Origin of the sequence: Dyella agri (assembly GCF_044904705.1) — a bacterium.
Classification (GTDB): Bacteria; Pseudomonadota; Gammaproteobacteria; order Xanthomonadales; family Rhodanobacteraceae; genus Rhodanobacter_A; species Rhodanobacter_A agri.
On the sequence record NZ_JADIKL010000008.1, the window covers coordinates 142,460 to 168,347 of the forward strand.

At 65.8% G+C, this 25,888-nt stretch carries 21 protein-coding genes; 7 read left to right on the forward strand and 14 right to left on the reverse strand.

Features of this window, described 5'->3' with window-relative positions; genetic code table 11:
* Positions 1 to 21 precede the first annotated feature (21 nt).
* From mtnC to ISP14_RS14425, 3 genes are all read right to left on the reverse strand, one after another.
* Positions 22 to 708 carry an acireductone synthase gene (mtnC, locus tag ISP14_RS14415; RefSeq protein ID WP_404541131.1) on the reverse strand — a complete coding sequence of 229 codons (687 nt, stop codon included), beginning with the start codon at positions 706 to 708 and terminating at the stop codon, positions 22 to 24.
* A gap of 91 nt (positions 709 to 799) precedes the next feature.
* Positions 800 to 1,360 carry a 1,2-dihydroxy-3-keto-5-methylthiopentene dioxygenase gene (locus ISP14_RS14420; RefSeq protein WP_404541133.1) on the reverse strand — a complete coding sequence of 187 codons (561 nt, stop codon included), beginning with the start codon at positions 1,358 to 1,360 and terminating at the stop codon, positions 800 to 802.
* On the reverse strand, positions 1,357 to 2,001 hold the full coding sequence (locus tag ISP14_RS14425) for a methylthioribulose 1-phosphate dehydratase (RefSeq protein ID WP_404541135.1): 645 nt from the start codon (positions 1,999 to 2,001) through the stop codon (positions 1,357 to 1,359). The genes ISP14_RS14420 and ISP14_RS14425 overlap by 4 nt, the downstream gene beginning before the upstream one ends.
* A 181-nt stretch (positions 2,002 to 2,182) precedes the next feature.
* Between ISP14_RS14425 and ISP14_RS14430 the strand changes: the two genes are divergently transcribed.
* The gene (locus tag ISP14_RS14430) at positions 2,183 to 2,515 is read left to right on the forward strand and encodes a high-potential iron-sulfur protein (protein ID WP_404541136.1); all 333 of its coding nucleotides are present in this window, start codon (positions 2,183 to 2,185) and stop codon (positions 2,513 to 2,515) included.
* Between the two features lie 442 nt (positions 2,516 to 2,957).
* Here the strand turns inward: ISP14_RS14430 and ISP14_RS14435 are convergent, their stop codons facing one another.
* The gene (locus ISP14_RS14435) at positions 2,958 to 4,412 is read right to left on the reverse strand and encodes an amino acid permease (protein ID WP_404541137.1); all 1,455 of its coding nucleotides are present in this window, start codon (positions 4,410 to 4,412) and stop codon (positions 2,958 to 2,960) included.
* 74 nt (positions 4,413 to 4,486) lie between these two features.
* The gene (locus ISP14_RS14440; RefSeq protein ID WP_404541138.1) at positions 4,487 to 5,971 is read right to left on the reverse strand and encodes an amino acid permease; all 1,485 of its coding nucleotides are present in this window, start codon (positions 5,969 to 5,971) and stop codon (positions 4,487 to 4,489) included.
* Positions 5,972 to 6,132: 161 nt separating this feature from the next.
* On the opposite strand from ISP14_RS14440, the gene ISP14_RS14445 reads away from it, so the two are divergent.
* Positions 6,133 to 6,684, forward strand: coding sequence for an NUDIX hydrolase (locus ISP14_RS14445; RefSeq protein WP_404541140.1), 552 nt, complete (start codon positions 6,133 to 6,135; stop codon positions 6,682 to 6,684).
* Here ISP14_RS14445 and ISP14_RS14450 read toward each other — a convergent pair.
* From ISP14_RS14450 to ISP14_RS14475, 6 genes are all read right to left on the reverse strand, one after another.
* Complete coding sequence (locus ISP14_RS14450; protein ID WP_404541141.1) at positions 6,675 to 7,196, reverse strand: 3-hydroxyanthranilate 3,4-dioxygenase; 522 nt, start codon at positions 7,194 to 7,196, stop codon at positions 6,675 to 6,677. The two genes, ISP14_RS14445 and ISP14_RS14450, sit on opposite strands and share 10 nt — an antisense overlap.
* Positions 7,197 to 7,273: 77 nt before the next feature.
* Entirely contained in the window at positions 7,274 to 8,140 is an 867-nt protein-coding gene (locus ISP14_RS14455; protein ID WP_404541143.1) for an alpha/beta hydrolase, read from the reverse strand.
* A 68-nt stretch (positions 8,141 to 8,208) separates the two neighbouring features.
* Positions 8,209 to 10,098, reverse strand: coding sequence for a DNA topoisomerase IV subunit B (gene parE / locus ISP14_RS14460; protein WP_404541144.1), 1,890 nt, complete (start codon positions 10,096 to 10,098; stop codon positions 8,209 to 8,211).
* A gap of 87 nt (positions 10,099 to 10,185) precedes the next feature.
* On the reverse strand, positions 10,186 to 11,403 hold the full coding sequence (locus tag ISP14_RS14465) for a CHASE2 domain-containing protein (RefSeq protein ID WP_404541146.1): 1,218 nt from the start codon (positions 11,401 to 11,403) through the stop codon (positions 10,186 to 10,188).
* A gap of 25 nt (positions 11,404 to 11,428) precedes the next feature.
* Entirely contained in the window at positions 11,429 to 13,084 is a 1,656-nt protein-coding gene (locus ISP14_RS14470) for a FecR domain-containing protein (RefSeq protein ID WP_404541147.1), read from the reverse strand.
* Between the two features lie 144 nt (positions 13,085 to 13,228).
* Entirely contained in the window at positions 13,229 to 15,730 is a 2,502-nt protein-coding gene (locus tag ISP14_RS14475) for an ATP-binding protein (RefSeq protein ID WP_404541149.1), read from the reverse strand.
* Positions 15,731 to 15,999: 269 nt separating this feature from the next.
* On the opposite strand from ISP14_RS14475, the gene ISP14_RS14480 reads away from it, so the two are divergent.
* The 3 genes from ISP14_RS14480 to ISP14_RS14490 all read left to right on the forward strand — a co-directional run bounded on the left by ISP14_RS14480 (position 16,000) and on the right by ISP14_RS14490 (position 20,305).
* Positions 16,000 to 16,647, forward strand: a complete 648-nt coding sequence (locus ISP14_RS14480; protein WP_404541151.1) for a response regulator — start codon at positions 16,000 to 16,002, stop codon at positions 16,645 to 16,647.
* A 519-nt stretch (positions 16,648 to 17,166) separates the two neighbouring features.
* Positions 17,167 to 17,850, forward strand: a complete 684-nt coding sequence (locus tag ISP14_RS14485; protein ID WP_404541153.1) for a response regulator — start codon at positions 17,167 to 17,169, stop codon at positions 17,848 to 17,850.
* Positions 17,851 to 18,724: 874 nt separating this feature from the next.
* Positions 18,725 to 20,305 carry an MASE1 domain-containing protein gene (locus tag ISP14_RS14490; RefSeq protein ID WP_404541155.1) on the forward strand — a complete coding sequence of 527 codons (1,581 nt, stop codon included), beginning with the start codon at positions 18,725 to 18,727 and terminating at the stop codon, positions 20,303 to 20,305.
* Positions 20,306 to 20,471: 166 nt separating this feature from the next.
* On the opposite strand, the gene ISP14_RS14495 is transcribed toward ISP14_RS14490, so the two are convergent.
* From ISP14_RS14495 to ISP14_RS14505, 3 genes are all read right to left on the reverse strand, one after another.
* A complete protein-coding gene (locus ISP14_RS14495; protein ID WP_404541157.1) occupies positions 20,472 to 21,017 on the reverse strand; it encodes a hypothetical protein in 546 nt (181 codons plus the stop codon).
* A 111-nt stretch (positions 21,018 to 21,128) separates the two neighbouring features.
* Positions 21,129 to 22,733: a S8 family serine peptidase gene (locus tag ISP14_RS14500; RefSeq protein WP_404541159.1), complete on the reverse strand. Its 1,605-nt coding sequence runs from the start codon at positions 22,731 to 22,733 to the stop codon at positions 21,129 to 21,131.
* 315 nt (positions 22,734 to 23,048) lie between these two features.
* A complete protein-coding gene (locus ISP14_RS14505; RefSeq protein ID WP_404541161.1) occupies positions 23,049 to 23,612 on the reverse strand; it encodes a hypothetical protein in 564 nt (187 codons plus the stop codon).
* A 797-nt stretch (positions 23,613 to 24,409) separates the two neighbouring features.
* Here ISP14_RS14505 and ISP14_RS14510 point away from each other — a divergent pair.
* Both ISP14_RS14510 and ISP14_RS14515 read left to right on the forward strand, forming a co-directional pair.
* Entirely contained in the window at positions 24,410 to 24,976 is a 567-nt protein-coding gene (locus ISP14_RS14510) for a fimbrial protein (protein WP_404541163.1), read from the forward strand.
* A gap of 20 nt (positions 24,977 to 24,996) precedes the next feature.
* A complete protein-coding gene (locus ISP14_RS14515; RefSeq protein ID WP_404541165.1) occupies positions 24,997 to 25,794 on the forward strand; it encodes a fimbrial biogenesis chaperone in 798 nt (265 codons plus the stop codon).
* Positions 25,795 to 25,888: the final 94 nt, after the last annotated feature.

A 25,888-nucleotide genomic window follows, 5' to 3' on the forward strand; every position in this document is an offset into this window, starting at 1 on the left:
ATGCGGAGACTCGGCTAGGGGTCAGGGCGTGACTGCGTCGAAATCGGTGTAGGCAGGGTGACGTGGCTGCGCCGGCAGCGCCTGCGGCGGGCGCAGCAGCCAGCCGGTGCGGTAGCCCGCGGCCTGCGCGGCGTCCAGTTCCTCGACGATGTCGGAGAGGAACAGGATGTGCGCAGGCTGCTCGCCGATCGCCGCGGCGATCTTTTCGTAGGAGGCCTGCTCGCGCTTGGGGCCGGTTTCGGTGTCGAAGTAACCGGCGAACAGCGGCGTCAGGTCGCCTGCCTCGCTGTAGCCGAAGAACAGCTGCTGCGCCGGGACCGAGCCGGAGGAGTACACGTACAGCCGCAGGCCCTCGGCACGCCAGGCGCGCAGCCGCGCCGGCACCTCGGGATAGACATGGGCGCGGTAGTCGCCGGCTTCGTAGCCCTCCTGCCAGATCATGCCTTGCAGCGCTTTCAGCGCGGTGGACTTGCGATCCTCGGCTATCCAGCGCAGCAGCAGCTCGATCACTTCCTGCCGGCTGGCCTCGATGTAGCCCGCTTCCTTCGCGGCCTCGTGCAGCCAGTGCTGCAACTCGGGGCGGTCGGCGTGGGTTTCGACGAAGGCGGGCAGGCGCTTGCGCGCGTACGGAAACAGCACGTCCTTGACGAAGCTGATCGAGCTCGTGGTGCCTTCGATATCGGTGACGATGGCGCGGATTTCGGGCATGGCTGCTGTGTGGCAATGGCGAGCGCACAGTTTACCCGGCCTTGGCGTCCGTGCCCTCTCCCCGGGGCCCTCTTCCGGAGGGAAGGGGGGCTTAACTCGCGGTGGCGAGGGGCTCCATGCGCGGGAATCCCAGCGCGATGTCGCTGCCGGTGAAATTCGCCACCCAGCCGTCCTTGTTGGTGAACAGGCGGATCGCCACGAAATAGGGCGCCTCGCTCATGTCGAACCAGTGGCGGGTGCCGTCGGGCACGCCGATCAGGTCGCCTTGTTCGCACAGCACGTCGTAGACCTTGCCCTGGATGTGCAAGGTGAACTGGCCGGCGCCGGCTACGAAGAAACGCACCTCGTCTTCACTGTGGGTGTGTTCGCTGAGGAACTTCTGGCGCAGCGCGGCGCGCTCGGGGTGGTCGGGCCTGAGGCTGATCACATCCACCGACTGATAGCCTTCCTCGCGCATCAGGCGGTCGATGTCGCCGCGGTAGGCGGCGATCACCTCGTCCTGGCTGGCGCCGGGGGCGATCGGCTGGTTCGCGGCCCACTGTTCGAAGCGCACGCCGACCTTGGCGAGCTCGCTGGTGATGGCCGCATGCTCGGCATGGACGGACAGCGGTGCCTCGGGGTGGCTTTCGTCGAAGATGCGCAGACGACTCATGAATAGGCCCTCAGATCCAGTTCGCAGCCCAGCAGGAATTCCAGCGCCTCCAGGTGGCGGCGCGCCTCGGCCATGTCGCGGCCCCAGGTATAGATGCCGTGGCCATTGATCAGGTAGGCCGCGAGCGGCTTGCCGGCATCCAGCCACGCGTCCACGCGTTCTACCAGCTCGGGCATATGCTGGGTGTTGGGGAATACCGGGATTTCCAGCACGCTTTCATGGGTGGTGTGGCCGGTGATGGCTTTCTGCAGCTCCCAACCCTCCAGGCGCACCGCACCGTCCTGCGCGAACAGCCGCGAGGCTACGCTCTGCGTACGCGAGTGGGTGTGCAGCACGACCTGCGCTTCGGGCCAGCGGCGGTAGACCTGGGTGTGCAGCGCGGTTTCCGCGCTGGGGCGGGCATCGGTGCCCACGGCGAGGCCTTGCATGTCCACCAGCATGATGTCATCGCGGCCCAGCTTGCCCTTGTCGCGGCCGGAGATGGTGATCGCGGCGTGATCGGCGTCCACGCGCATCGAAAAGTTGCTGCTGGTGGCGGGTGTCCAGCCGGCGAGCGCCAACTCGCGCGCAGCGTCGGCGATGGCGTCGGCGCGCGCAGCAAAGAGAGTGGCGGGAATCGTGTCCGGGAGTTTCTGGTGCATGGCAAATGGACGTCCAAATGGATGCCGACTATAACATGCGCGGCGGGCGCGCCCCGCAGTAATGCGATCCATTCTCGCAAGTCAGGGGGCGTCGCGCACAAACGCGCTAAGATCGCCGCATCGAGCTTCATTCATCCCGCCGCTTGCTGCGCCGGATTCTTCAAAGACGGAGGTTTTGCCCATGTCGAACGAAAAAGATCTCGAATCGCGTCGCCGCTTCCTTAAGGTGGCTGCCGGCACTACGGCGGCTGCCGTGGTGATGGGCGGGCTGCCGCGTTTCGCGCGCGCCGCCGATCTGCCGCACGTGACCGATGCGGATCCGACCGCCAAAGCGCTGGGTTACGTGGAGGACGCCAGCAAGACCACCAATCCGAAGCACAAGGCTGGCGACGACTGCGCGAACTGCCAGTTCTATTCCGGCGGCCCGAGTGGCTACGGTCCCTGCGCGCTGTTCCCTGGCAAGTCCGTCAACGCGAAGGGTTGGTGCGTATCGCATTCGCCGAAGGCGGGTTGATCGCGCGCACCGCGATTCCTGTTCAACGCAACGAAGGCCGGCACGTGTTGCCGGCCTTTTTGCGTATGGCGTCACGCAGACACGCGTCGACGTCACGCCAAGGGCGCGAGCGGTATCGAAAGGGGAGGGTGTCGCGGGAGAAAAATGCTGCCCGGCGCGTCAGGCTGAGGAGCTACCCACCTGACGCACCGGGCCGCGATCCGGGGCCCACTGCCAAGTGATCAACCCTCGGACTTGGGATGATACCCCTGGCCGGGCCAAATGGGCGGTCGAGAGTCGAGATTCTTTCGGAAATATTCCGTTAAGTCATTCAAAAACAACAACTTATTTTGAATGCGCGGGCCGAGTCCGGGGAAAACCGGACTGCCGGCCCGAATGCTCACGATGAGTGGCATATACCGAAATTGAGCCGTCTTCGACGAAATTCGGCGATATTCCCCGGTCAGGCTTGTTGCGCGCCCGCCTTCGAACGGCGCAGATGGCTGTGCCGATAGCCGTAGCCGAAGTAGATCGCCAGGCCGATCACGGTCCAGATGCCCATCATCAGCCACTGATACCAGTTCTCCCAATACAGCAGGCCGAGGCAGCACACGACGCCCAATGTGCAGATCACTGGCGCCCACGGCACGCGGAAGGTGCGCGGCAGCTCGGGGTGGGTGTAGCGCAGGATCAGTACTCCAGCGCAGACCGCGACGAAAGCGATCAGCGTGCCCATCGAGACGAGGTCGCCGAGGATGTCCAGCGGGAACACCGCCGCCAGCGCGGCGATGCCGAGGCCGGTGATCACGGTGTTGATGTGCGGGGTCTTGTAGCGCGGGTGGATTTTCGCGAACACCGGCGGCAGCAGGCCGTCGTTGCCCATGATCATGAAGATGCGCGGCTGCGCGATGATCATCACCAGCACCACCGAGGACAGGCCGATCAGCGCGCCGACCTCCACCACCCAGCGCAGCGCGCTAAGTTCGGGGTGCGCCTTGATCGCGGTGACCACCGGTTCCGAAGTACCCAGCTGGTCGAACGGCAACAGGCCGGTGATCACCGCAGCCATGCCGATATACAGCACGGTGCAGATCGCCAGCGAGACGAGGGTGCTGATCGGCAGGTCGCGCTGCGGGTTCTTCGCTTCCTGCGCGGCGGTGGAGGTGGCCTCGAAGCCGATATAGGCGAAGAACACCAGGGTGGACGCGCGCATGATGCCGGCCCAGCCGTATTTCTCTGGCCCTTGCGACGGCGGAATGAAGGGTTCCCAGTAGTGCGGGTTCACGTATTGCCAGCCGGCCACGATCACGACCACGATCAGGCCGACCTTGAGGATCACCATCGCCAGGTTGGCGCCGCTGGATTCGCGGATGCCGACATAGCAAAGCCAGGTCAGCACGAGCGTGATCGCCACTGCGGGCAGGTTGAACAAGGCACCGGTGGCGACCAGGTGGCCGCCTTGGTAGGCCAGCGGCGCATTGGTCAGCACCGCGGGCAGATGCAGGCCCATGTGGTCGAGCAGGCTGGTGAAGTAGCCGGTCCAGCTCACCGCCACCGCCGAGGCGGACACGCCGTATTCCAGCACCATGTTCCAGCCGATGAACCAGGCCACCAGTTCGCCCAGTGTGGCGTAGGCGTAGGAGTAGGAACTGCCCGACATCGGGATCAGGGTGGCGAATTCTGCGTAGCACAGCGCGGTGAAGCTGCAGCAGATAGCCGCGATGATGAACGACAGGACGATGGCCGGTCCCGCATGCTCGGCTGCCGCCTGGCCGGTGATCACGAAGATGCCGCCGCCGATCACCGCACCGATGCCCAGCGCGGTCAGGCCCCAGGGTCCGAGCGTGCGCTGCAGGGTGAGGCCATGGGCAGCATCGGTACCGAATTCGGTCTTGCGGGCGAGCAGTTGCTTGAGCATGGGGCTTCCGGACGTGAAACCGGCACGACGTGGTCGTGCCGGTGGCGTAACAGTCGGTTTGCGTGAGTGCGGGATCAGCCCGGCTCGACGCCGCGGGCCAGGTGGCTCTTGCGGTAGCCGTAGAGGTAGTACACAACCAGGCCGATCGCACCCCACACGAAGAAGGTGATCTTGGCTTCCTTCGACAGGTTGAGGAACAGCAGCAGGCAGCCGATCACCGCCAGCGGGCACACCAGCCACGGCATCGGGGTGCGGAACGGACGTGCACGGTCGGGCTGGGTCTTGCGCAGGATCAGCACGCCCACGGCCACCATGATGAAGGCGAACAGCGTGCCCGAGTTGGTGATGTCGGCGAGGATGCCCACCGGGAACAGCGCACCGAACAGCGACACGAAGGTGCCGGTGATGAGCGTGATCACGTGAGGCGTGTGAAAGCGCGGGTGAATCTTCGCCAGTGAGTGTGGCAGCAGGCCGTCGCGCGACATGGTGAAGAAGATGCGCGTCTGGCCGTAGGTCATCGTCAGGATCACCGACGGCAGCGCGATGCCGGCGGCAAAGGCGATGCAGGAGGCGACGGTGTTGTGGTTGAGCAGGCGCACCACGTGGGCCAGCGCCTCCTTGCTGCACACCAGCGCCTGCGAACCGTCGCAGGCCGCGGCGAATGCCGGGGTGCCCGGCTCGAGCGCCAGGCCGTTCGGCCCCAGCATGGGCTGCGCGCCCACCGAGCCCACGGCGCCGTAGCTCACCAGCAGGTAGTAGATGGTGCACACGCTCAGCGAGCCGATCAGGGCGATCGGGATGTTGCGGTTCGGGTTCTTGGTTTCTTCAGCCGCGGTGGAGATGGCATCGAAGCCGATGTAGGCGAACACGATCGAAGCCGCCGCGCCCAGTACGCCGATGCCACCCATCGGGCTGCCCCAACCGTTCGGCACGAAGGGCGTGAAGTTCTGGTCCTTCACCGCCGGCAGGGCGACGAAGATGAAGGCGGTGAGCGCGGCGATCTTGATCAGCACCAGCACCGTGTTGACCTTGGCCGACTTCGAGGTGCCGATCACCAGCAGACCGGTGATCGCAAGGCCGATCAGGCAGGCCAGCAGGTTGAAGGTGCCGCCGTCCATCGGGCCCACCTGCAGGAAGTGCGGCAAACCGAATCCGGCATGCGCAAGCAGGCCATTGACGTAACCGGCCCAGCCCACGCACACCGTGCTGGCGGCGATGGTGTATTCCAGCACCAGCGCCCAGCCCACGATCCAAGCAACGCCTTCGCCGAGCACGCCGTAGGTGTAGGTGTAAGCCGAGCCGGCCACCGGCACCATCGCGGCGAGTTCCGCGTAGGCCAGCGCGGCGAACGCGCAGACCACCGCGGCGATCACGAACGCAATCATCATGCCGGGGCCGGCCTTCTGGCCCGCCTCGGCGGTGAGCACGAAGATGCCGGTGCCGATGATCGCGCCGATGCCGAGCATGGTGAGCTGGAAGGCGCCGAGCTGGCGGGTGAGGCTTTTCTTCTCGGCCGTGGCGATGATCTGGTCGATCGGCTTGATGCGCTTGAACAGCATGCGGTGCTCCCCGGGAAACAGCGACGTCACGCTCGAACGGAAACGCGACGAAGTGGGACGCGACGAGCCGACGGACAGCCAACCATAGCGGAGCGACTGGAGGGGTACAAGACGCGATGCAGCTAGAATAGCCGTCGCTTTCCGCCTCCCTGCCACAAGTCATGCCGGTCTTTTTCCTGCGTTTCGCTGCTGCCCTGGACGACTATCTCGCACGCCATCCCGAAGAAGGCGGTGTCGTTGCGGACTTCGAGGAATTCCTCACGTCGGATGCGGCGGTGTTCGAGCGCAGCCGCCTCGCCGGCCACTTCACCGGATCGGCCTGGCTGGTGAGTGCGGATGGCGAGCGCGTATTGCTCACCCACCACCGCAAGCTCCAGCGCTGGCTGCAGCTGGGCGGGCATGCCGATGGCGACGCCAACCTGGCGCGGGTGGCCCTGCGCGAAGCGGAAGAAGAATCCGGCCTGGGCGAACTGGTGGTCGAGCCGGAGATTTTCGATCTCGACGCCCACCGCATTCCGGCGCGCGGCAACGAACCGGAGCATTGGCACTACGACGTGCGCTACGTGGTGCGCGCCACCGGCAGCGAGGCGTTCGCAGTCAGCGAGGAATCGCTGGCACTGGCGTGGAAACCGGTGCGTGGGATAGTCGACAACCCGCAGGCCGATACATCGTTGCGGCGCATGGCCCGCAAGTGGCTGGTGCGTTACCCGTAGCGTTCCGGCGCCGGGTTGAGGTGGCCGCAGCTCGTGCAAGTGCGTGACTCGCGCGAACGATAGAAACGCTCGAACACCGGCGGGAAGTCGCGCTCGATGCTGTCCAGGATGAAGTACTCCTCGTACAGCTTGTGGTTGCAGCGTTCGCAGAACCACAGCAGGCCGTCCTTCTCGTGCGGCAGGCGGCGGCGCTCGATCACCAGGCCGATCGAATCGGCCATGCGCTGCGGCGAGTGCGGCACGCGCGGGGGTAGGTAGAACATCTCGCCGGCGCGGATCGGCAGGTCGCGCGCCACGCCGTCGTCCTGCACCTTCAGCACCATCTCGCCCTCGATCTGGTAGAAGAACTCCGGGCCCTCGTCCCAATGGTAGTCGGTGCGCGCGTTCGGGCCACCCACGATCATCACGATGAAGTCGCCGTCGACAATGCATTTGTTGCCCACCGGCGGCTTCAGCAGGTGGCGGTGTTCGTCGATCCAGCGTTGCAGGTCGAAGGGGGGCGTGAGGGCCATGCGGGCGGTCCGTGGAAGACCTGCCTACCTTAGCGCCGACCTGCAGCCGCGAAAACCGCCGGTGTTGTGACGGCGGCTCAGGGTGCGCCTGCCAGTTTGCGGGATTGCAGCCACCACTCGAACTCCTGCAGCCAGTGCGCGCTGCTGGTGTCCGGTTGCCGTGCCGAGAAGCCGTGGCCGCCGGCGTCGTAGATATGGGCTTCCGGGTTGTCGCCGGCCTTGACCAGGGCCTGGTAGAAGCGCGCCATCGCGTCGCCGGCAATGGCGTCGTCCTGCGCCCAGGCCATGAAGACCGGCGGCAGGCCGGCAGGGACGGGCGGCATGGACTCGAAGGGTGCGCCATAGATCAGCGCCGCGAAGTCCGGACGCAGCGTGGGGTCTTTCTGTACCAGCACCTCGCTGGCGATCATGCCGCCGGCGGAGAAGCCGAGCAGGCCGAGCCGGTTCGGCGCCACGCCCCATGCCTTCGCATGACCGCGCACCAGCCGGATCGCCTGGGCGGCGTCGGCGATGCCCCAGCGGCAGGCCTGGTCCTCGCTCAGATCCTTCGGCATGCCTTGCGCGGCCTTGTGCTGGAGGCGGTACTTCAGCACGAAGGCGGCGATGCCCATGCGTTGCAGCTCGCGCGCCACGTCCCTGCCTTGCTCGTCCATCACCAGCGCGATGCAGGCGCCGCCCGGCGCGATCACCACGCCGGTGCCGGTGGCGTGGCCGTGTTCGGGCAGGTAGACGGCGAGCGTCGGCGTCACCACGTCCTCGATCACGGTGCCGATGGACCGGTGGTCGACCTGCTGGTGCGGGAACGCCTGCTCTTGCCACGTCCAGTGTTCCGAGCCGGGCGCGACGCCGGGCCAGAGCTTGACGACATCCTGCGCAAGGGCGTGCCCGCCGGCCAGCCAGCAGGTGAGGGCGAACGCGAATCGCGGAAGGGACGCGCGCATCATGGGAAGCCGCTCCGGAGGAGGCTGCGTGCACGATACTCGCGCGGGGCTGGGGCGAACCGTGCCGGTAGTTATACCTCCAGCGTGGCGAGGTCGCCCTTTTCCTCCAGCCATGCCTTGCGGTCGCTGGCGCGCTTCTTGGCCAGCAGCAGGTCCATCATCTTCGCGGTGCCGTCGTCGCCGTCCACGGTGAGCTGAACCAGGCGGCGCGTATCGGGATGAATGGTGGATTCGCGCAGCTGCGGCGGGTTCATCTCGCCCAGGCCCTTGAAGCGGGTAACGGCGACCGCGCCCTTCATTTTCTCGCGCTCGATCTTCTGCAGCATCGCCTGCTTCTCGTTCTCGTCGAGGCAGTAGAACACCTGCTTGCCCACGTCGACGCGGAACAGGGGCGGCATCGCCACGAACACATGGCCTTCGCTGACCAGGTGCGGGAAATGCTTGAGGAACAGCGCGGAGAGCAAGGTGGCGATGTGCAGGCCGTCGGAGTCGGCATCGGCAAGGATGATCACCTTGCCGTAGCGCAGGCCGGTGAGGTCGTCCTTGCCCGGATCACAGCCGATCGCCACGGCGAGGTTGTGCACCTCCTCGGATGCCAGCACCGAGGTGGACTCCACCTCCCAAGTGTTGAGGATCTTGCCGCGCAGCGGCAGGATCGCCTGGAACTCCTTGTCGCGCGCCTGCTTGGCGCTGCCGCCGGCGGAGTCGCCCTCCACCAGGAACAGCTCGGTGCGGGAGAGGTCGGTGGAGGTGCAGTCGGCGAGCTTGCCGGGCAGGGCGGGGCCTTGCACGATCTTCTTGCGCACCACCTGCTTGGCGGCCTTGAGCCGCGCGCTGGCGCGCTCGATGGCGAGTTGGGCGATGCGCTCGCCGAGATCCACGTGCTGGTTCAGCCACAGGCTGAAGGCGTCGTGGATCACGTTCTCCACCATGCCGGCGGCCTGGCGCGAGGACAGTCGCTCCTTGGTCTGGCCGGCGAACTGCGGATCGAGCAGCTTGGCGCTGAGCACGAAGGCGAGCCGCTCCCACACGTCCTCGGGCGCCAGCTTCACGCCACGCGGCAGCAGATTGCGGATGTCGCAGAACTCGCGGATGGCGTTGGTAAGGCCGGAGCGCAGGCCGTTGACGTGGGTGCCGCCTTGCGCGGTGGGGATCAGGTTGACGTAGCTCTCCTGCACCAGCTCGCCTTCCGGCAGCCAGGCCAGCGCCACGTCCATGCCTTCGGTGTCGCGCGCCACGTGGTGTACGAAGAGTTCCGCCGGCAGCGCCTCGCCGCCGTCCAGTTCGCCGCGCAAGTAGTCGCGCAGGCCGTCCTCGTAGAACCATTCGCTGGTTTCGCCGCTGGCCTCGTCGACGAGTTTCACGTTGAGGCCCGCGCACAGCACGGCCTTGGCACGCAGCAGGTGCTTGAGCCTGGACAGCGAGATCTTCGGCGAGTCGAAGTATTTCGGGTCGGGCCAGAAGTGTACGGTGGTGCCGGTCTTCTTCTTCGGCACCGTGCCGATGATCTCCAGCTCGCTGACGCGGTCGCCGTGCTCGAACGCCATGCGGTATTCGTTGCCGTCGCGGCGGATGGTCACTTCCACGCGCTGCGACAGCGCATTCACCACCGACACGCCCACGCCGTGCAGGCCGCCGGAGAAGTTGTAGTTCTTGCCGCTGAACTTGCCGCCCGCGTGCAGGCGGGTGAGGATCAGCTCGACGCCGGGAATGCCTTCCTCGGGGTGGATGTCCACCGGCATGCCGCGGCCGTCGTCGGTGACCTCGACCGAGCCATCCGCGTGCAGCACCACTTCGATCGATTTCGCGTGGCCGGCCAGCGCCTCGTCCACCGAGTTGTCGATCACCTCCTGCGCCATGTGGTTCGGGCGGGTGGTGTCGGTGTACATGCCGGGGCGGCGCTTGACCGGATCCAGGCCGGAGAGGACTTCGATGTCGGCGGCGTTGTAGCGACTGCTCATGCGGGGAGATTCTGGGGAGACAAGGCGGGCAGGATGCGGGCGCCGCCGGGCAGGGTCAAGCGTGGCCGGCGTGCGTCGTGCCGTCGATCAGGCGGCAAACCCCGTGGCGATCCGGCGCCGGTGCTGGCGGCGACGCGTGAGCACGTCCAGTCGCGCCAGCAGCCACAGCAGGGCCGTACCGCCCAGCATCAACAACACACAGGCCGCGGGCGGCCACCACAGATGGGCGAGACGCAGCAACAGCACGCTGAGCAGCAGGCAGGCGAGGCTGGACACGGCCGCCGCACGCCAGGCGCGATGCAGGCCGGGCAGGCCGTACAGCCCCAGCGGCAACAGCAGCAGCGAAGCCCCGAGCAGGAATTGCCCGGCAAGATTCAGCGGCAGGATGGTCTCGCCACGGCGCAGGGCGGCCAGCACATTGGCCTGGTATTCCACACCCGGTATGTTGCCGTCGGGCGTGTTGATGATGTCGCCCATGCCCTCGGCGGTGGCGCCGACCAGCACCAGCCGCCCCTTGAGCAGTGCGGCAGGTACCTTGCCGTTTAGCACGTCGGCGTAGGACACCCGGCCGAAGCTGCCGTCCGGGCCGGCATAGCGCAGCCGCACCAGATTGTCGCGCTCCCACAGATAAGGCGAGCGCGGGTCGAGGGCATTGTCGCGCAGGCCAGGCAGCACCTTGCTGCCGGCATCGCGATCCAGCCGCGCCAGTGCCAGCGCCAGCGAGGGCCAGTACGGACTGCCGAGACCGGCCATCAGATAGGCGCTGCGCACCACGCGATCGTCGTCCACCGCCACGTCCACCTGGCCCATCGCCGCGGCGGCCTTCGCCACGGCCGGGATCGGCAGGATCTCCTGCAGCATGCCGCCCAGTTCCTGGGCTTCGGCAAACACCGGCATCACCACGCGGCCGTTGCGCGCGATGGCGGCGGCGAACGCCTGGTCGTTCTGCAGGTGGGCCACATTGGGTTCGGATACGGTGACGTCCATGCCGATGCCGCGCACACCTGCGGCGGTGAGCCGGTCGATCAGCCGTGCATGCAGTTCGCGCGGCCAAGGCCAGCGCCCCAGCGCGTCGAGGCTGGCCGGATCGATCGCCACGATGACCACATCGTTGCCGGGATCCCAGCCCCAGTGACGCATGTGGAGGTCGTACAGCGCGTGGTCCAGCCGTGCGGCGCGGTTGCTGGCCATCAACAGCGCAAGCACGCCGACTGCCAGCGCCCAAACCACCATGCGTACCAGCCACGCGAAGGGATCGAGGTAGCGTGGCGCGGCGTGGCGATCCGGCAGGGCGTGGTCGTGCATGGCGGTCAGCGCATCCCGGTTCGCATCACAACAGCAGCCACAGCGCGGCTGCGCCGCCGCCGCCCAGTGCGATACGGCAGGCGATGCAGGGCAGCTTCACCTTCTGCGCCGGACTCCAGGGGCCGGCGTAGCCGTCGGTGTCGATGGTGCGCACGCGCAGAAACCAGGTGCCGTGGGCGGGCTTGGGGATCTGCAGGGTCGGTTCCGCGACTGTCGTATCCAGCACAGGGTGGGCGAAGTCGAGGTCGCGCGCCATCTGCACGCGGTAATGCTGGCCGGGCAGGCCGGCCTGCCAGCCGAAGTCCATCTGCTTGCCGGAATGCTTGGGCGCGTTCATCGCCGGTACCGGCGGTTCGGCCACGCGGTCGAACGGCATCGGATCGCTGTACGGCCCCAGCTTGCCGTTGCGGTCGCGGCTGGCGATGCGCCACCAGTAGTGGCCAAGCGGCAGCGCCTGCGGTGCACGCACACCGTCGCCGGTGAGCGTGGCCTGCTCGCCCAGCAAGTGCTGGAACGCGTCGTCGCTGGCCAGCTGCCACGCATACGAGGCCGCTTCGGTGTTCTCAGTCCAATGGAAATGCGGACGGGCGTCGCGCACCTTGCTCCCCGGCTGCGGCTCCATCACCAGCGGTGGCTGCGGATGCGCGCTGATCGTGATCGCGCAACTCGCATCCTCGCCTTCCAGCCGCTGCGCGTCGATGCCGTGCACGCGGATCGCGTAGTTGCCGTCGGGCAGGTCGGGCAGGTTGACACCTGTTTCGCTGACGACGCGATCCATCAGCAAGGCCTCGAACTGTTTGTCCGGCGCGACCTGCACACGGTATTGCGCCGCGCCGCGCAGCGCGGACCAGCGGAATGCCCAGGCGGCGCGGGTGACCGGCTGTTGCGGGCAGTGCAGATCTGGTACGGCAAGCAGGGGGCGTGGTTGGCCAGGATGCTGACCGGCGGCCACGATCGTGCCCTTGCCGGCGGGCAGCAACACGTGCCGGCGCGCCCCGTCGACATCGACGCGTCCGCCGAGCACCTCGGTCTGTGCGCGGTCATTGCCGTCGGCCGCCACGCGGAAATGCGTGCCGCGCACACTGGAGATCGAGCTCGGCGTTTGCACGCTGAAGTGCGCGGCGCCGTCGATATGGGTGACGTCGTTGACCAGGCGGCCGTGCTGCAGGCGCAGCCGGGTGTCCACCATGCCGGTGCGGCCGTAGGCGCTGAGGCGATCGAGTTCCAGTTCGCTGCCGCCCTGCATCAGCACACGCGAGCCGTCGGCGAACTGCAGGGTGAGGCTGGCGCCGTCGTCGGTGCTCAGGTGTGCACCCATGCCGTACGACATGCCGGCCTTGACGTCCTCAGACTGGGCCTGGGGGCTCTGTTGCGCGTGTGCGCTGCCGATCACCGCCACCACCGTGGCCTCGGCCGGCTGCACGCGCAGCCAGGCGATCGGCACTTGCAGGCGCATGCCCGGCGGCAGGTGGTAGGGGTCGGCCACCTTGTTGTAGAGCTGCAACTGCTGCCACGACACGCCGGGTTTCAGGTAGCGCCGGGAGAGATCCCAGATGTTGTCGGTGGGTCGTACGCGATAGGTCCAGTCGGCTGCCTGCGCGCAGGGCAGCAAACCGATGGTCAGCAAGGCGAGCACGGCGAGCTTGCGGATCGGCGTCACGCATCCGGTCAGACGCTTCATGAAGTGTCCTGTAAAGTGCCGGGGCCCCCTGCGCCCGGGCAGTGCAAGCAGTTCGGTGCCTCACTTCCAGTGGCGGCGGCGTGCTGCGGGAATGCGTGCATTCTGCGGGATGGAGCACGAAATATCCACGCGCCGCCGCTTGACTCAGACGTTCGTTTGTTCCACCCGGTTCAGCAATTGGCGCATGGCATCGACATAGGAAGCCAGTCCGGGCAACGTGGCGTTCTCGCCCGCGCGCAGGCTTTCCAGCCGTTGCCGCCCTTCCTCGATCAGTGGGTCGTCGAGCACTAGCGGCAGTGCGCCCAAAAGACGATGCAGGCGTTGCCACGCGCTCTCGGAGTCGTTCCGGGCGATCGCGACGGACAGTTCGTCCAGGTCGTCGCGGCTGGTGGCGATCAGCATCGGCAGCAACTGGCGGCGCCATGTATCGGGAGCGATATCGGCACCAGTGTCGTCGGAGCCGGAGGGGAGGGAGGATGCCTGGGCGCCGGCTCCCGCGGCATCGGTTGTATCGCTGTCGCCGCCATCCAGCCATTGTTCGAGCTTCCGTTCCAGCGGCTCCAGCTGCAAAGGTTTGCTGAGGCAGTCGTCCATGCCGGCCTCGCGGCAGCGGACCAGCTCGCCGGCGAGCGCATTGGCGGTGGTCGCGACGATAGGCAGGCGTGCCGAAGCGCTGCCTGCGTGTTCGCGCTGGCGCCAGGCGGTCGCCAGCTCATAGCCGCTCATCCGCGGCATGTTGCAGTCGGTGAGCAGCAAGGCGTAACCGCCGCGTTGCAGGGCGGCCAGCGCGGCGTGCCCATTACTCACCATGTCGAAGGGCCAGCCCAGCAGTTCGAGCTGGCGCTGCATGAGTTGCTGGCCGACCGGGTGATCCTCGGCCACCAGGATGCGTTGCGTACGCCGGCGCGCCCGCTTCGAAGCCACCACGGAGCGAGGTGGACCGGGCGTTTCCTCCGTCGATGGGGCGCCGGATGCATGCCGTGGCGCCAGCGCCTGTGTGCAGGCGCGCAGCAACGCCTGCCATCGCAACGGATTGGCGGCGAGCAGGATGCACTCGTCGTCCGTGGCGACGGCGGCTGCCGGCTCGTCGCGCATGGTGATGGCCACCACGCGGGCGGGAATGGCGTGCCCGCTGTCGCGGTCGTCCTCGTCCAGGAACAGCAGGTCGGCGGCCATGCCGGTACGCAGCGGAAGAGTAGGGTCGATGCGCTCGACAGTCAGGCCGAGCGCGGCGAGGTGCTCCGCCAGCGCCGCAGCCGTTCCCGTCTCGCGCAGGCGCACGAGGGCATGGCGTGGCGCCGCGCCGGACAAGCCTTCGGGTTCGCGGCGCGCCACCGGCAGGCGTAACTGCAGCGTCACCGTGGTGCCTTCGCCGGGGCGGCTCGCAAGCCCGATCTCGCCGTCCATCAGCTGCACCAGATGGCGGCTGATCGCCAGGCCAAGGCCGGTGCCGCCATAGCGGTGTGCCGTCCAGTCCTCGGCTTGGCTGAACGGAGTGAACAGCGCGGCTTGTTTCTCCTCGGGAATGCCGATGCCGGTGTCGCTGACGGTGATGCGAAGCAGCTGCGTTCCGCCGTCGTCGCCGAGGACCCGCCAGGCGACCGCGATGCGTCCGCGCTCGGTGAATTTCGCGGCGTTGCCAAGCAGGTTCAACAGGATTTGCCGAATGCGTACCCCGTCGCCCAGCAGCAGGCCGGCGGTGGCGGCGTCGACCAGCACGTCGACCTGCAACCCCTTGCGTCGCATCGAGGCGGCCATCACGCCCACCACGTTGTCCACCAGGGTGCGCGGATCGAACGGTGCGCGGTCGAGCCGGAGGCTGCCGGCCTCCAGCTTGGAGAAATCCAGCACGTCGTTGAGGATCTGCAGCAGCACGGAGGCCGAATCCTCCACCGCATGCAGCAGCTCGCCTTGCGCGGCATCGAGTGGCGTTTGCTGCAGCAGTTCGAGCATGCCGATCACGCCGTTCATCGGCGTGCGGATCTCATGGCTCATGGTGGCGAGGAAATCCGCCCGCGCTTTGGCGGCGCGTTCCGCGGCGTCGCGCGCCGCACGCAGCGCCTCGTCGTGCGCGCGGCTGCGCGAGGCGTCGAACAGGCAGCCGATCCACTGCACGCCGCCATCTGCCAGCGTCTGGGCGGCGAGCTCGAGGTGCAGCCATCGCATGCCTTCCGGTGCGCGCACGCGGAAATCCAGCATGCGCGATGGCGTCGGCGGGTCCGCTTGTGGCGACAGCTCCAGCAGTTGCGACAGCGGGAGAAGATCTTCCGGGTGAACACGTTCGCGGAACGAAGGGGCTTGCAGTGGATTCCCGCCGGACGGCAACGCCGCGGGCTCCAGCCCCGCCACGGCGGCCAGGTCGCCGGCCAGCGGGTCGAGTCGCAGTATGCCGTCCGGCGCCATGCGCAACATGAAGATCGCCACTGGCACATGCGTGGCGACGCCGCGCAAGTCTCGTTCGACGGCAAGGTAATGGCCGGCGCGACGCAGCATTCCGCGCTGTTTGCGGACATGCCACAGCAGCGCCAGCGCCAGCAGCGCCATCAGTACCAGCAACGCGGCCAGCAGCAAGGTGGGGCCCTGCCAGGGGCCACTGGCGGTGTGCAACCAATCGGCTACGGGAAGAGAGGTGGCGGCCGTCTTCATGTCAGGGCAGGCAGCGGGTGCGTGTGGGCGATGTCCGGAATCGTCGCCAGCGCATGGCGACGGCTCGATGGTTTCCCGGAATTTCCATGCGCATGACGGCATGCCTGGCTGGCTTCTGCATGGACATAGCCTGCAGGCCGGGTGGGGCGGCAGCAAGCCCCCCGTTCAGGCGGCCGGGTGGCGCTCGCGGCGCCGGGGCGGGTATGTTTGGGCCGCGGCCGCATAGATTGAGCCGCTGCCGTATAGATTCAGCGAAGAAGATGATCGACATGCGCATAGTGATCTGCGATGACCATCCGGTAGTGATCATGGGGGTCAAGGCGATCCTCGCTACCCAGGGCGATGCCTTCCAGGTGGTGGGCGAAGCGCATGGTGGCCAGCAGCTGCTGGACATGCTGGAAACCAGGCCGTGCGACCTGCTGATCACCGACTTCTCGATGCCGGGCGAAAGTCACCGGGACGACGGCCTGCCCATGCTGCGCAGGTTGCGCGAAACCTGGCCCGAGCTGCCGGTCATCGTGCTCACGATGATCCACAACTCCGCGCTGCTGCAAGGCATGCTCAAGCTGGGCGTGCAAGGCGTCGTGGACAAGACCGGCATGACCACCGAACTGCTTCGCGCCATCGTCGCGATGTCCGCCGGGCGCAGTTACGTCAGCGCGGGCGTTTCCAGTGCGAACGACCAGGCCACAGAGGGTGCCGACGACAAGTCGGCGGCCATCGCGGCGCTCTCGGTGCGCGAGGCGGAGGTGGTGCGCCTGTATGCCCAGGGCCTCAAAGTCACCCAGATTGCCGAAACGGTGCAACGCAGCGTGAAGACGATCAGCAAGCAGAAAAACGACGCCATGCGCAAGCTCGGGCTGGAAAGCAATCGCGAGTTGTTCGAATTCGCCCGCGCCAACGGATTGCTTTCCTGAGGTGCGGGCGCTTCCCTCGGGGCACGCATCCCGAGGCCTGGGCCGGCCGGCGCGACCGCCCCTTGCACGATTGCTGCTGTCATCAGCCGAATTTTTAAGAATCGTCTGATTCAAATCGCCGGATACCCATCACACAATCCTGACCATGAAGCGTGATGTCTGCCACTTCATGGCGATGAGCTCGCCGTGACTTGCCGCTGGACGTCCCTTCACCGACTCCCGCATGCCGAAGGACCGGTATGTGTCGACCTCCGTGTCGGCGGCAGGTAACCCCTTCCCCTGGGGAGTTGCCTGTCGGGATCCGATTTCTGCTGCATGCCGAATGCGCGGACAGGGCGGGGACGCTGGCAGCGCTGCGCGTGATGCACGCTCTCGCCACCGCGGTTCCGGCAGTCGCGATGGCCGACACGGCAACATCGTGACCGAAAGGGGCGCGGCAGACGAAGTCCATTTTCAAAAGGAGCGCATGCCGACCGGACGATATGGGGTCGGCTCGGGTGTGCAGGGCGGTCTCGCGGCGTGGAAAACAGCAGGTTCCCGATCAGGATCGTCGTTTCGGACGATCACCCGGTGGTGCTGATGGGCGTCAAAGCCCTTGTGGCGAGTCGGCACCAAAGCTTGCGGGTCGTGGGTGAAGCGACCAGCGGCGGCGAATTGCTGGTGCTGCTTGAACGCGAGCCCTGCGACCTGCTGGTTACCGACTTTGCGATGCCCGACGGGGATGGCGGCGACGGTCTGACTTTGTTGCGAAGGGTGCGCCGCAAGCATCCGCGGCTGCCGGTCATCGTGCTCACCATGGTCAGCAATCCAGCGCTGGTGCGCGGCATGTTCACGGCGGGCGCCAACGGCCTGGTCGGCAAGGCCGCCCTGACCAGGGAGCTGTTGTTGGCGGTGCAGGCAGTGATGCACGGACGAACCTACCTGAGCGAACAAGTGCGGGCGAGCCTGGCCAAGGCGAGCGTGGATATTGCGGTCTCCAGGCAGGGTGCAGGCCTGGCTGTCAATCGGGCCATGCTGTCCGGACGCGAGGCGGAAGTGCTGCGTTTGTACGCAAGCGGCTTGAGCGTGACGCAGATCGCCGGGAAGCTGCACCGCAGCGTCAAAACCGTGAGCCAGCAGAAAAGCGATGCCATGCGCAAGCTCGGCCTCGCCAACAGCAGCCAACTCTACGACTACGCGCGGGTCTGCGGCCCGCGTTTCTGAGCCGCCCGCGCTGCTGGCGGCAAACGTTCGCCGCCAGGCGGTGCCTACTCCGCCATGCCACCGCGATTCGGTCGGCGTTTCTTGTCTTGTTCGGTTCTTTTTTAGGAATCGTCTGATTCCCATGCGTATATCCATGGCCGAGCATGCAGCAAGGCCGGTGGCGACCCTATGTCGTGAGCCTTTTGGCGATCAGCGACCGTTTCCCGGCTTCAAGGTTTCCCGCATGGAAGGATTCTGTGTGTTGGCGAATCGACGCTAGCGACAGGAGGGGTTTACCCTTACTCCAAGTGGCCCCTCCTGTCGGGATCTCTTTTGGGTTGCCGGGCATGGTTGCGTGGGTTCGTGCAGTCCCGGCATCGCCGATGTCATTGCCGCCGACATCCCCGCTTCGAGTGGCAGGGCGGCTTGGGATCCGGATTGCGCGCTCGCCGTTCCGCATGGGCGGCGAGTACCGGCCGGCCCGCTACCCTCATCGCTCGTTCCTCGCCGTATTCCTGCCGCCAGTGATCGATGATCCTGGTGCGTGCAGCTGGCTGGGGAGCCCTTGCTCGTTGAGGCGCGCTTTGCGCGTCGGCGCGATGACAGCCTCCGTTTCGCACTTCCGATCTTCATTGGGCGCGGACTCTCACAGGGTCGCGAACAGGCGCATGCGTTTGGATTCGACGGAGGCATGCTGTTAACGTCGATAGCTGCGATTTCGCCAAGAGGATGCTGTCGGCGACCAGAAGGATGGCCGGCAGCGGCGGATCCAGGGGACAAGCCTGATGCTCCGGAAGTGGCCGATGTGCCCGCATGTCATGCGGATGGCCGGCGCCGGAAAGTTCGATTCGTCCGATTGATGGACGACGACAGGGATCCCAGGAGGGATGCACGGATGAAGATGTCGACGAACGCCTGGATGCGCCACTCGGCGGTAGCCGTGGCTTACGGGTTGGGAACAACATTGTTCCGTCAAGGGCTGATACCGCATTGGATGCCGCTCTGTGGCTTTCACCTCTGCGTATTGTTGCTGGCGCCGTACCGGTACTGGCCTGCCTTGCTCGTCGGCGAAACCTGCTCACTGGCGTATCTCAGCTATGTGTGTGCCGACCAGCTTGGTTTGGCCTGGGCGACCGTCAACGTCATCCCATCAGCCGTGGTTGCGATGCCCATCGTCTATCTGTGCCGCGAGCGGTGGCGGCTCTTTCCAGAGCGGAACACCGCAAGCATGGGAATGCTGCTGGGGGCTTCGCTGCTGGTGACCTGCGCCATGACCCTCAACAATCTGGTCCTGCTGTCGACGATCAGGCTGCCACCCGGCTATCCGTCTATTCACTATGATCAGGTCGTGGCGCAATGGGTGCTCGGCAACTACCTGGGGATCCTCACCCTCGCTCCCCTGGTATTGGCGGTGCGGCAGTCGCTTGCAGGGCTCGACGTGGGCGCGCTGCAAAGGAAACTCGCCGAGAGCCGGTTGCTGCTTGAGAGCATCTTGTTGCTTGCACCGGTGCTGATTTTCCTGATCTGGGTCGGACTGCATGCCGAGCAGGCGCGGGAAATCGTCCAGGTGGCGATGTTCCTGCCGGTAGTTTGGCTGGCCTTGCGTCATGGCTGGGAGGGCGCGGCCGTTGGCGGCACAGGAGCCAGTATCGCGGTCATGGTGTTGATGCCGCAGAGTTACGATCCTGACACCTTGCAGGCTGAGGTGGTGATCGCTGTGGTCATCTCGGCCATGCTGCTGGTCGGCGCGCGCATCACCGCGTTCGACCACCGCGCCCGGCAAGAGCGTGACGCCATGCGGGCGCTATTGACCCTTGCACAACGCAATGTCCACGTCAGTGAAATGCAGCTGCGCATGACCTCGCATGCGCTCGAGCGGATCCGCGAGACAGTGCATACCGGCTATACGCTGATGATGGAACGGCTCCGGTACCTGCACCCGGCGTTGGACGACCATCGTTATCGCAACCGTGAACTGGTGGCGCAGGACCAGATCCACAGGCTCGCCGACAGCCTCTATCCCGTTTCCTGGCGCGAACGCGGACTGCTCGGCGCCTTGCGCGAAGGGATCATGGTCAGGGCGTTGGACGAGGCCGGCATCACCTACTGGTGCGATCTGCGTGGTCCGTTGAGCCTGCTCTCGCTGCCGATTCATCTGGCGATCTACCGTCTGGTGTGCGAAACCGTCGCCCAGGCCTGTGCGAAACGCGACGTCAGCGCGTTCTGTGTCCGGGTGAGATGCGGGCGGATGGGCGGGGGCCGCCAGTTCGCCGTGCTTCAGATCGATGCTCGGGGGCATCCGTCGCGGGTCGGGCATATCCGCTGGCACGAACTCCTGCAGCGCCTGCGCTACAGCACCTGCGGTTTTGGGCGGCAAGCCATCGACGACCGCGCCGCCACCTTCGAGGGGCGCTCGCGGGAGCGCGTGCTACCCGACGGGCGACGCACCAGCGTGATCCTCTTCGATCCCGAATAACCACCGGCAGCGAGTGCTGCTGCGGGGAGTCGAGCGGTTCACTGTTGCTTTCCCTGGAAGTTACAGTCATCGGGCCGCAGTCGACCGTGCGTGCCGCATCGAGTCCGATCATGCCGTTGCGCGGCGACGTCGAAGCAACGGTGGCGGCAGTGTCTAGGTGGGCTGCCTACTGAAGGTTGGTATTGCAGTCGAGCGGGTCGCACGTGTCTGTGCCCTCCGTATCGAGCTTGATCGTGCCACTGCTCAGCGGCGCGCCATGAGAGCTGCAGACGAGCGGGTCGCATATGGCGGTGCCCATTGCGTTGAGCTTGACCGTGCCGTCGCTCATCGGTGTTGCAGTGATGGTGGTCGCGGTGTCCCGATAGACCGTCGTCGGTGGGGCCGCGGCAACGGAGGCGGTAGTGGCCGCGGCCGGTTGCTGCGGCGTGGAAACCAGCTGCGCGTACCGGCCGACCGGCAAGATGATGAATGCGCCGTTGGCCGTGCCTACCGCGCCGATCACGTTGCCGTTGATGTCGTTGATCTGGACGAATTCGATGCCGCCCAGCACGAACACATAGGCGTGCCAGTTCGGACTGGCGCTGACATCCGTCGCATTCGGCCAGGCCTGGCCAAGTCCGCTGGACGGGGCAGTGGCGGCGACAGTGGTGCCTGACAGGCCAATGAGCAGGAGCGCGACAAGCGCAGTGCGACGACAGGGGATATTCGACATGACTTCCTCCTTGAATAGTGGTGTGCCCGATGGGCCTTGGGAATGTAGCACCCTGAGCCTCATTGCCAAGAAAACCGGGCCGGCGTCGCGATGACGCCGGCCCGGTCGCACTCAGGGTTGATTGCCTGCCGCCTGCACTGCGGCGTAAGCGTTCACGATGCCTGCGCCGATCGTCTTGGGGGCTGTGGGCATAACGTGTGGGGTGGTGGCCGAGGATTGCAGCAGTGTGGTTACTTGCGCGGGCGTCAGCAGCGCCTTGCCCAGGGCCAAGCGGTAGCTCTGCATGAGGGCGACCACGCCGGCCACATGCGGGGTTGCCTGCGAGGTGCCGGCCATGCCGCCGTAGGTGGCGCCGGATGGTGTGGTGGTGCCGGCGTTGATGGTCGACCAGATGAAGCCGGTGGTGGCCTGGGCGCCGCTGGAGCCGTCGTTCTTGTAGACGCCGCCGCCCGGCGCCGCCAGGGTCACTTTCGCGCCGTAATTGGAGTAGTAGGCGCGCGCGCTGGTAACGCCTGTGGCCGCCACCGTCACCGCGCCGACGCAACTGGCCGGCGAGTAATTGGCCGCATCGGCATTGCTGTTGCCCGCCGCCACCACTACCACCGCGCCGCGATTGATCGCCCCGCTGATCGCCGCACCGAGCGCGCTGTTGGGCGAGCAGGCACCCGAGCCGCCCAGGCTCAGGCTCAACACTTGCGCCGGATGCGTATTGGCTGGCACGCCCGATACCGTGCCGCCGGAGGCCCAGGTGATGGCATCCGCGATATCGGCATTGCTGCCGCCGCAGTGGCCGAGCACGCGCACCGGCAATACCTGCGCGCCAAAGGCCGTGCCGACCATGCCGACGTTGTTGTTGGTGATTTCGCCGCCAGCCGTGCCGAACACGTGGGTACCGTGCCAGCTGCTGTCGCTCGCCCCCTGGCCGAAGCCGCACTGGCCCGCGGTGGTCCAGTCGCCGGTATCCCAGCCGCCGGCGACACGGCCATTGCTGGAACGCCCCGACACCGACGCGCTGGTAATGAAGTCATACCCTGCATTGGCCAGCGCGAGGTTGAGATCCGGGTGGTTGGTCACGCCGGTATCCAGGCTGGCGATAGTGATGCCGCTGCCATCGGCAAGGCTCCATGCCTGCTGGATGTTCGCGCCGCCCCAGTTCGCCACACTGGTGTTGAGCGTGTTGTCGAAGAAGCTGCTGCCACCCGTGCCCAGGTAGTCCCACTGGTAGGAGGCGTAGTAAGTGTCGTTGGGCGTCGTAAAGTTGGCCGCACCGGCGGGGGCGACTCTGTCGACGGCTTTGAGCAGGTACTCCGGCTCCACGAATGCCACTGCGGGGTCGGCGGCGATTTGCCGGATCAGCCCAGCTGCCTCGGTGGCGGACAATGCGCGATCCGTGTGGAACAGCTCCGCGCCGGTGGCGAGTTTGCGCCCATAGCGCACGCCTACAGCGTGCGCCGCGCCGGCGGTGCCGGTAGTCAGCCTGGCTCGCGCCATGGCCACGCCGATGTTTTGCACGGCGGCGGCCGCATTGCCGTGCTCGCTGCTGCCGTTCTTGTAAGTGACGATGAAGCCGCGATAGGTCTGGTCGCTCTGCAGCGGACTGACATCGAAGTTGGCAGAGGGTGGCGGCGATGTGCCGAATTCCGCTGCGGTGGTGGTTGCCGACATGGCAATCAGCAGAGCGGCGGCCAGCCATTTTGCATGCATTGGACGTTTCATCGAAATTTCCCTTTCAGGTGATTGGAGCCGCGCTGCGCACGGCATCCTGGGCGAACCCGGCCGGGCATGGCGCCCTGGCCGGCCCTCTCGCGGCGACAAGCCGACGATGGCGATTCCCCTGGGTCGACCTCCATCCTGGAGGGTGCCGCAAGAATCCAGATGACCGGCCGCGATGGCGCGTTACGGCATGCGTCGCGGGCCGGAGCGGGCTCCGTGTCGCGTGGGGCGCGTTCGGACTTCGGACCAGCCCGGCAGCAGGAGCTGTTTAGCGCGGAACGTCTTGGGCGCTTTTGCCTGGCGGGACGAAACCAATGGTCAGCTGCCATTGCCGAGCTTGGTGAGTTCCTGAAGAAACGGAACCACCGAGTCGAGATCGAAATCGGATTTCTTGATCAGCGGAAAAACGTCGGCGACCTGTGGGAGCTGGGACCAGAACTGGTTGTGCCACTGCTTTTCCGCGATGAATTCTATGCTCACCGAAGGCGGAACGATCCTCACGTAATCCTGAAAGAATTTGGCATTCGATCCGTTGGGCGAATAGCCGACCAGGAGGAGCACGTGGGTGTTGGGCCAGTTGTCGCGCTGCCCCTGCATGGTGGCGGCAAGTTCTTCGCGCACCTCCTGGTAGAGGTTGCTCCGGAACTTCACTTCGACCTGGAACGCTGCGTCCAGATTTTGCGTCGACACCAGGAAATCCGGCAGTGAGCGGAGCCGTGGATCGAGGTTGAGTAGCTGGTATTCGGCGTCTCCCAGCAGCTTGACCTCGCGGAAGAGCTCCTCGATGCCGAAGCGGGCCAGTCGATATCCGCCGCGTTCGAAGATGATGGTGGCGATGGCTTCGGCCGTTCTGCCCTTGATGGATCGCTCGAGTGGAAACATGGCTCCATGCCCTGGTCGACTGCGCGAAGCGACAGTCTCCAGAAGCCGGCGTGTTCAGAAGGTGAGCGGCCGCAGGCATGCTGCTCGTTGAGTCGGAGCAGCCGACCATCGTGTATGCGATGTGGCGCTACGGATCGAATTTTAAGAACTATCTGATTCACGTCGCTGGATAGCCACCGCACAATGAGGCTGTGAAGAGTGATGTTCGCCGCCTCGAGGCGCTGTACTCGCCGTGGCTTGTTGCCGGACATCGACCGATTACCCGCGTGCCCATGGAACGGCATGTGCCGGCTTCGTGTCGGCAGCAGGCGACCGCTCACCCCCAATAAGGGGCCGCCTGTCGGGGTTTCTTCTACGTCATGCGGGATACGCGGACAGAGGGGTGGGGCGGTATGGCTATGTGCAGGGTATTTCCTGCCATAGGCATCGGCATTCACAACGTCAGTACGGTGGCCGACAAAAATCGGAATCGTCTGGTGTTATCCGGATATGCGGCGACGGACGATGTCACTGTACAAGTGAGTTGGGTCGAAGATGCCCGCGCTCATGCATTCCCGTCGAATTTCGATAATCGAACGCTTTGGCGCTCGGATGCTCCGGAGATGTAAATGCCATTTGTGCGGTCCCTGTGATTGGGTCTGGGGGAGGTGATCTATTCGAAACTTAAGAGTCGCTGTGCAACGCATGGCGTAAACAGATTGCTGCGGGCAGCGTGTGTCTGCGATGTGCATGCAACGTCCCACGGTCTGTGTGACGCCTCTTCGATTTCGCTGGTGCCATCAATGGAGGGTATTTCCATGAATAACGTGATTCTTGCAACTGGTTTGGCCGTGATCGGGGCCGGACTTTTGGCTGCCCCGTCAGTCGCGCGGGCCGCTGATGGAACCATCACTTTCAACGGCGACATCACCGGGCAGACCTGCGACATCAACGGCAATGGCACGGGCGGCGAGGACTTCACCGTGAATCTGCCAACCGTTTCCGCGAGTACGCTGGCATCGAGCGGGGCGTGGGCCGGCCGCACTCCCTTCAACATCGGGTTGAGCAACTGCTCGCCGGCAACCGGCAACGTTTCGACCTATTTCGAACCGGGAACCAGCGTCAACCAGAGTACGGGGCAGCTGATCGTGGACGGCGGTGGCACTGCCGCAACGAATGTGGAGCTGGCGCTGTTGAATGAGGACACCAGCCAGATCCATGTCGGTGAGACCACGAGCGGCACGGATAGCTCGGGTACCGGGAGCGTGGCCCTGTCCAGCGGCGCCGCCACGCTGAACTACTACGTGCAATACGTGGCCACCAACGGCGCGGCGACGGAAGGCAGCGTTGCCAGTCGCGTGGATTACACCATCGTTTACAACTGATGGACGGGCGGCCAGTTCCCGTGGGCTGGCCGCTTTCCCCGAACGCTCTTGTCCGTACTTTCCGGGTCCAGTCGATGAAGCCTACGTTGCAATGGACTGCAGTCCTCGCGTTTTCCCTGTTCGCGATATATCCGGCGAGGGCGAATGTCGTCATCCACGGCACGCGCGTGGTGTATCCGGGCAAGGCACGCGAGGTGATTATCCAGTTGAGCAATCACGGCACCTCACCTTCGTTGGTGCAGGCGTGGCTGGACAACGGCGACGCGAAGATGACGCCAGACGAGAGCAATGCCCCTTTCGCGTTGACGCCGCCGGTCTTCCGGCTCAACCCGAACAAGGGGCAGGCGTTGCGCCTGATGTACACGGGACGTCCGCTGCCGAAGGACCGGGAGAGCCTGTTCTGGCTCAACATGCTGGAAGTGCCGCCGATGCCGGCGGGTAGCACCGGCAAGAACTACCTGCAATTGGCGTTCCGTTCGCGCATCAAGGTTTTTTTTCGCCCGCCGGGGCTGCCCGGGCAGGCCAACGAAGCGCCCGCCAAGCTGCACTGGCATGTCGTGCCTTCGTCCGATGGAAAGGGCCTCGGCCTGGAATGCGATAACCCGACGCCTTACTACGTTTCCTTCAGCCGGGTGGGCGTGACGGTCGATGGTCGCCCTTATGCCTTCGACAAGGGAGGCATGGTGGCTCCGGCGGCCAAGGCCTTCTTCCCGCTGGCCGGCTTGTCGTCGCTACCGCCTGCCGGGACCGAAGTGGATTTCACCTCGATCAACGATTACGGCGGCGACAAGCCCCGCAAGTCGACACTGGAGCGCTGAATCCGGCTGCGTGGAGGAGCCTTCATGGGAATGCATATGGCACAAGGAGGCAGGACGGATGTCGCAAGCGCAAGGAAGCAACAGCACCGGTCTG

Bases quoted from the DNA above. Each gene is read 5' to 3' on its own strand.
- mtnC (WP_404541131.1), bottom strand. From the start codon at position 708: ATGCCCGAAATCCGCGCCATCGTCACCGATATCGAAGGCACCACGAGC.
- ISP14_RS14420 (WP_404541133.1), bottom strand. From the start codon at position 1,360: ATGAGTCGTCTGCGCATCTTCGACGAAAGCCACCCCGAGGCACCGCTG.
- ISP14_RS14425 (WP_404541135.1), bottom strand. From the start codon at position 2,001: ATGCACCAGAAACTCCCGGACACGATTCCCGCCACTCTCTTTGCTGCG.
- ISP14_RS14430 (WP_404541136.1), top strand. From the start codon at position 2,183: ATGTCGAACGAAAAAGATCTCGAATCGCGTCGCCGCTTCCTTAAGGTG.
- ISP14_RS14435 (WP_404541137.1), bottom strand. From the start codon at position 4,412: ATGCTCAAGCAACTGCTCGCCCGCAAGACCGAATTCGGTACCGATGCT.
- ISP14_RS14440 (WP_404541138.1), bottom strand. From the start codon at position 5,971: ATGCTGTTCAAGCGCATCAAGCCGATCGACCAGATCATCGCCACGGCC.
- ISP14_RS14445 (WP_404541140.1), top strand. From the start codon at position 6,133: ATGCCGGTCTTTTTCCTGCGTTTCGCTGCTGCCCTGGACGACTATCTC.
- ISP14_RS14450 (WP_404541141.1), bottom strand. From the start codon at position 7,196: ATGGCCCTCACGCCCCCCTTCGACCTGCAACGCTGGATCGACGAACAC.
- ISP14_RS14455 (WP_404541143.1), bottom strand. From the start codon at position 8,140: ATGATGCGCGCGTCCCTTCCGCGATTCGCGTTCGCCCTCACCTGCTGG.
- parE (WP_404541144.1), bottom strand. From the start codon at position 10,098: ATGAGCAGTCGCTACAACGCCGCCGACATCGAAGTCCTCTCCGGCCTG.
- ISP14_RS14465 (WP_404541146.1), bottom strand. From the start codon at position 11,403: ATGCACGACCACGCCCTGCCGGATCGCCACGCCGCGCCACGCTACCTC.
- ISP14_RS14470 (WP_404541147.1), bottom strand. From the start codon at position 13,084: ATGAAGCGTCTGACCGGATGCGTGACGCCGATCCGCAAGCTCGCCGTG.
- ISP14_RS14475 (WP_404541149.1), bottom strand. From the start codon at position 15,730: ATGAAGACGGCCGCCACCTCTCTTCCCGTAGCCGATTGGTTGCACACC.
- ISP14_RS14480 (WP_404541151.1), top strand. From the start codon at position 16,000: ATGCGCATAGTGATCTGCGATGACCATCCGGTAGTGATCATGGGGGTC.
- ISP14_RS14490 (WP_404541155.1), top strand. From the start codon at position 18,725: ATGAAGATGTCGACGAACGCCTGGATGCGCCACTCGGCGGTAGCCGTG.
- ISP14_RS14495 (WP_404541157.1), bottom strand. From the start codon at position 21,017: ATGTCGAATATCCCCTGTCGTCGCACTGCGCTTGTCGCGCTCCTGCTC.
- ISP14_RS14500 (WP_404541159.1), bottom strand. From the start codon at position 22,733: ATGAAACGTCCAATGCATGCAAAATGGCTGGCCGCCGCTCTGCTGATT.
- ISP14_RS14505 (WP_404541161.1), bottom strand. From the start codon at position 23,612: ATGTTTCCACTCGAGCGATCCATCAAGGGCAGAACGGCCGAAGCCATC.
- ISP14_RS14510 (WP_404541163.1), top strand. From the start codon at position 24,410: ATGAATAACGTGATTCTTGCAACTGGTTTGGCCGTGATCGGGGCCGGA.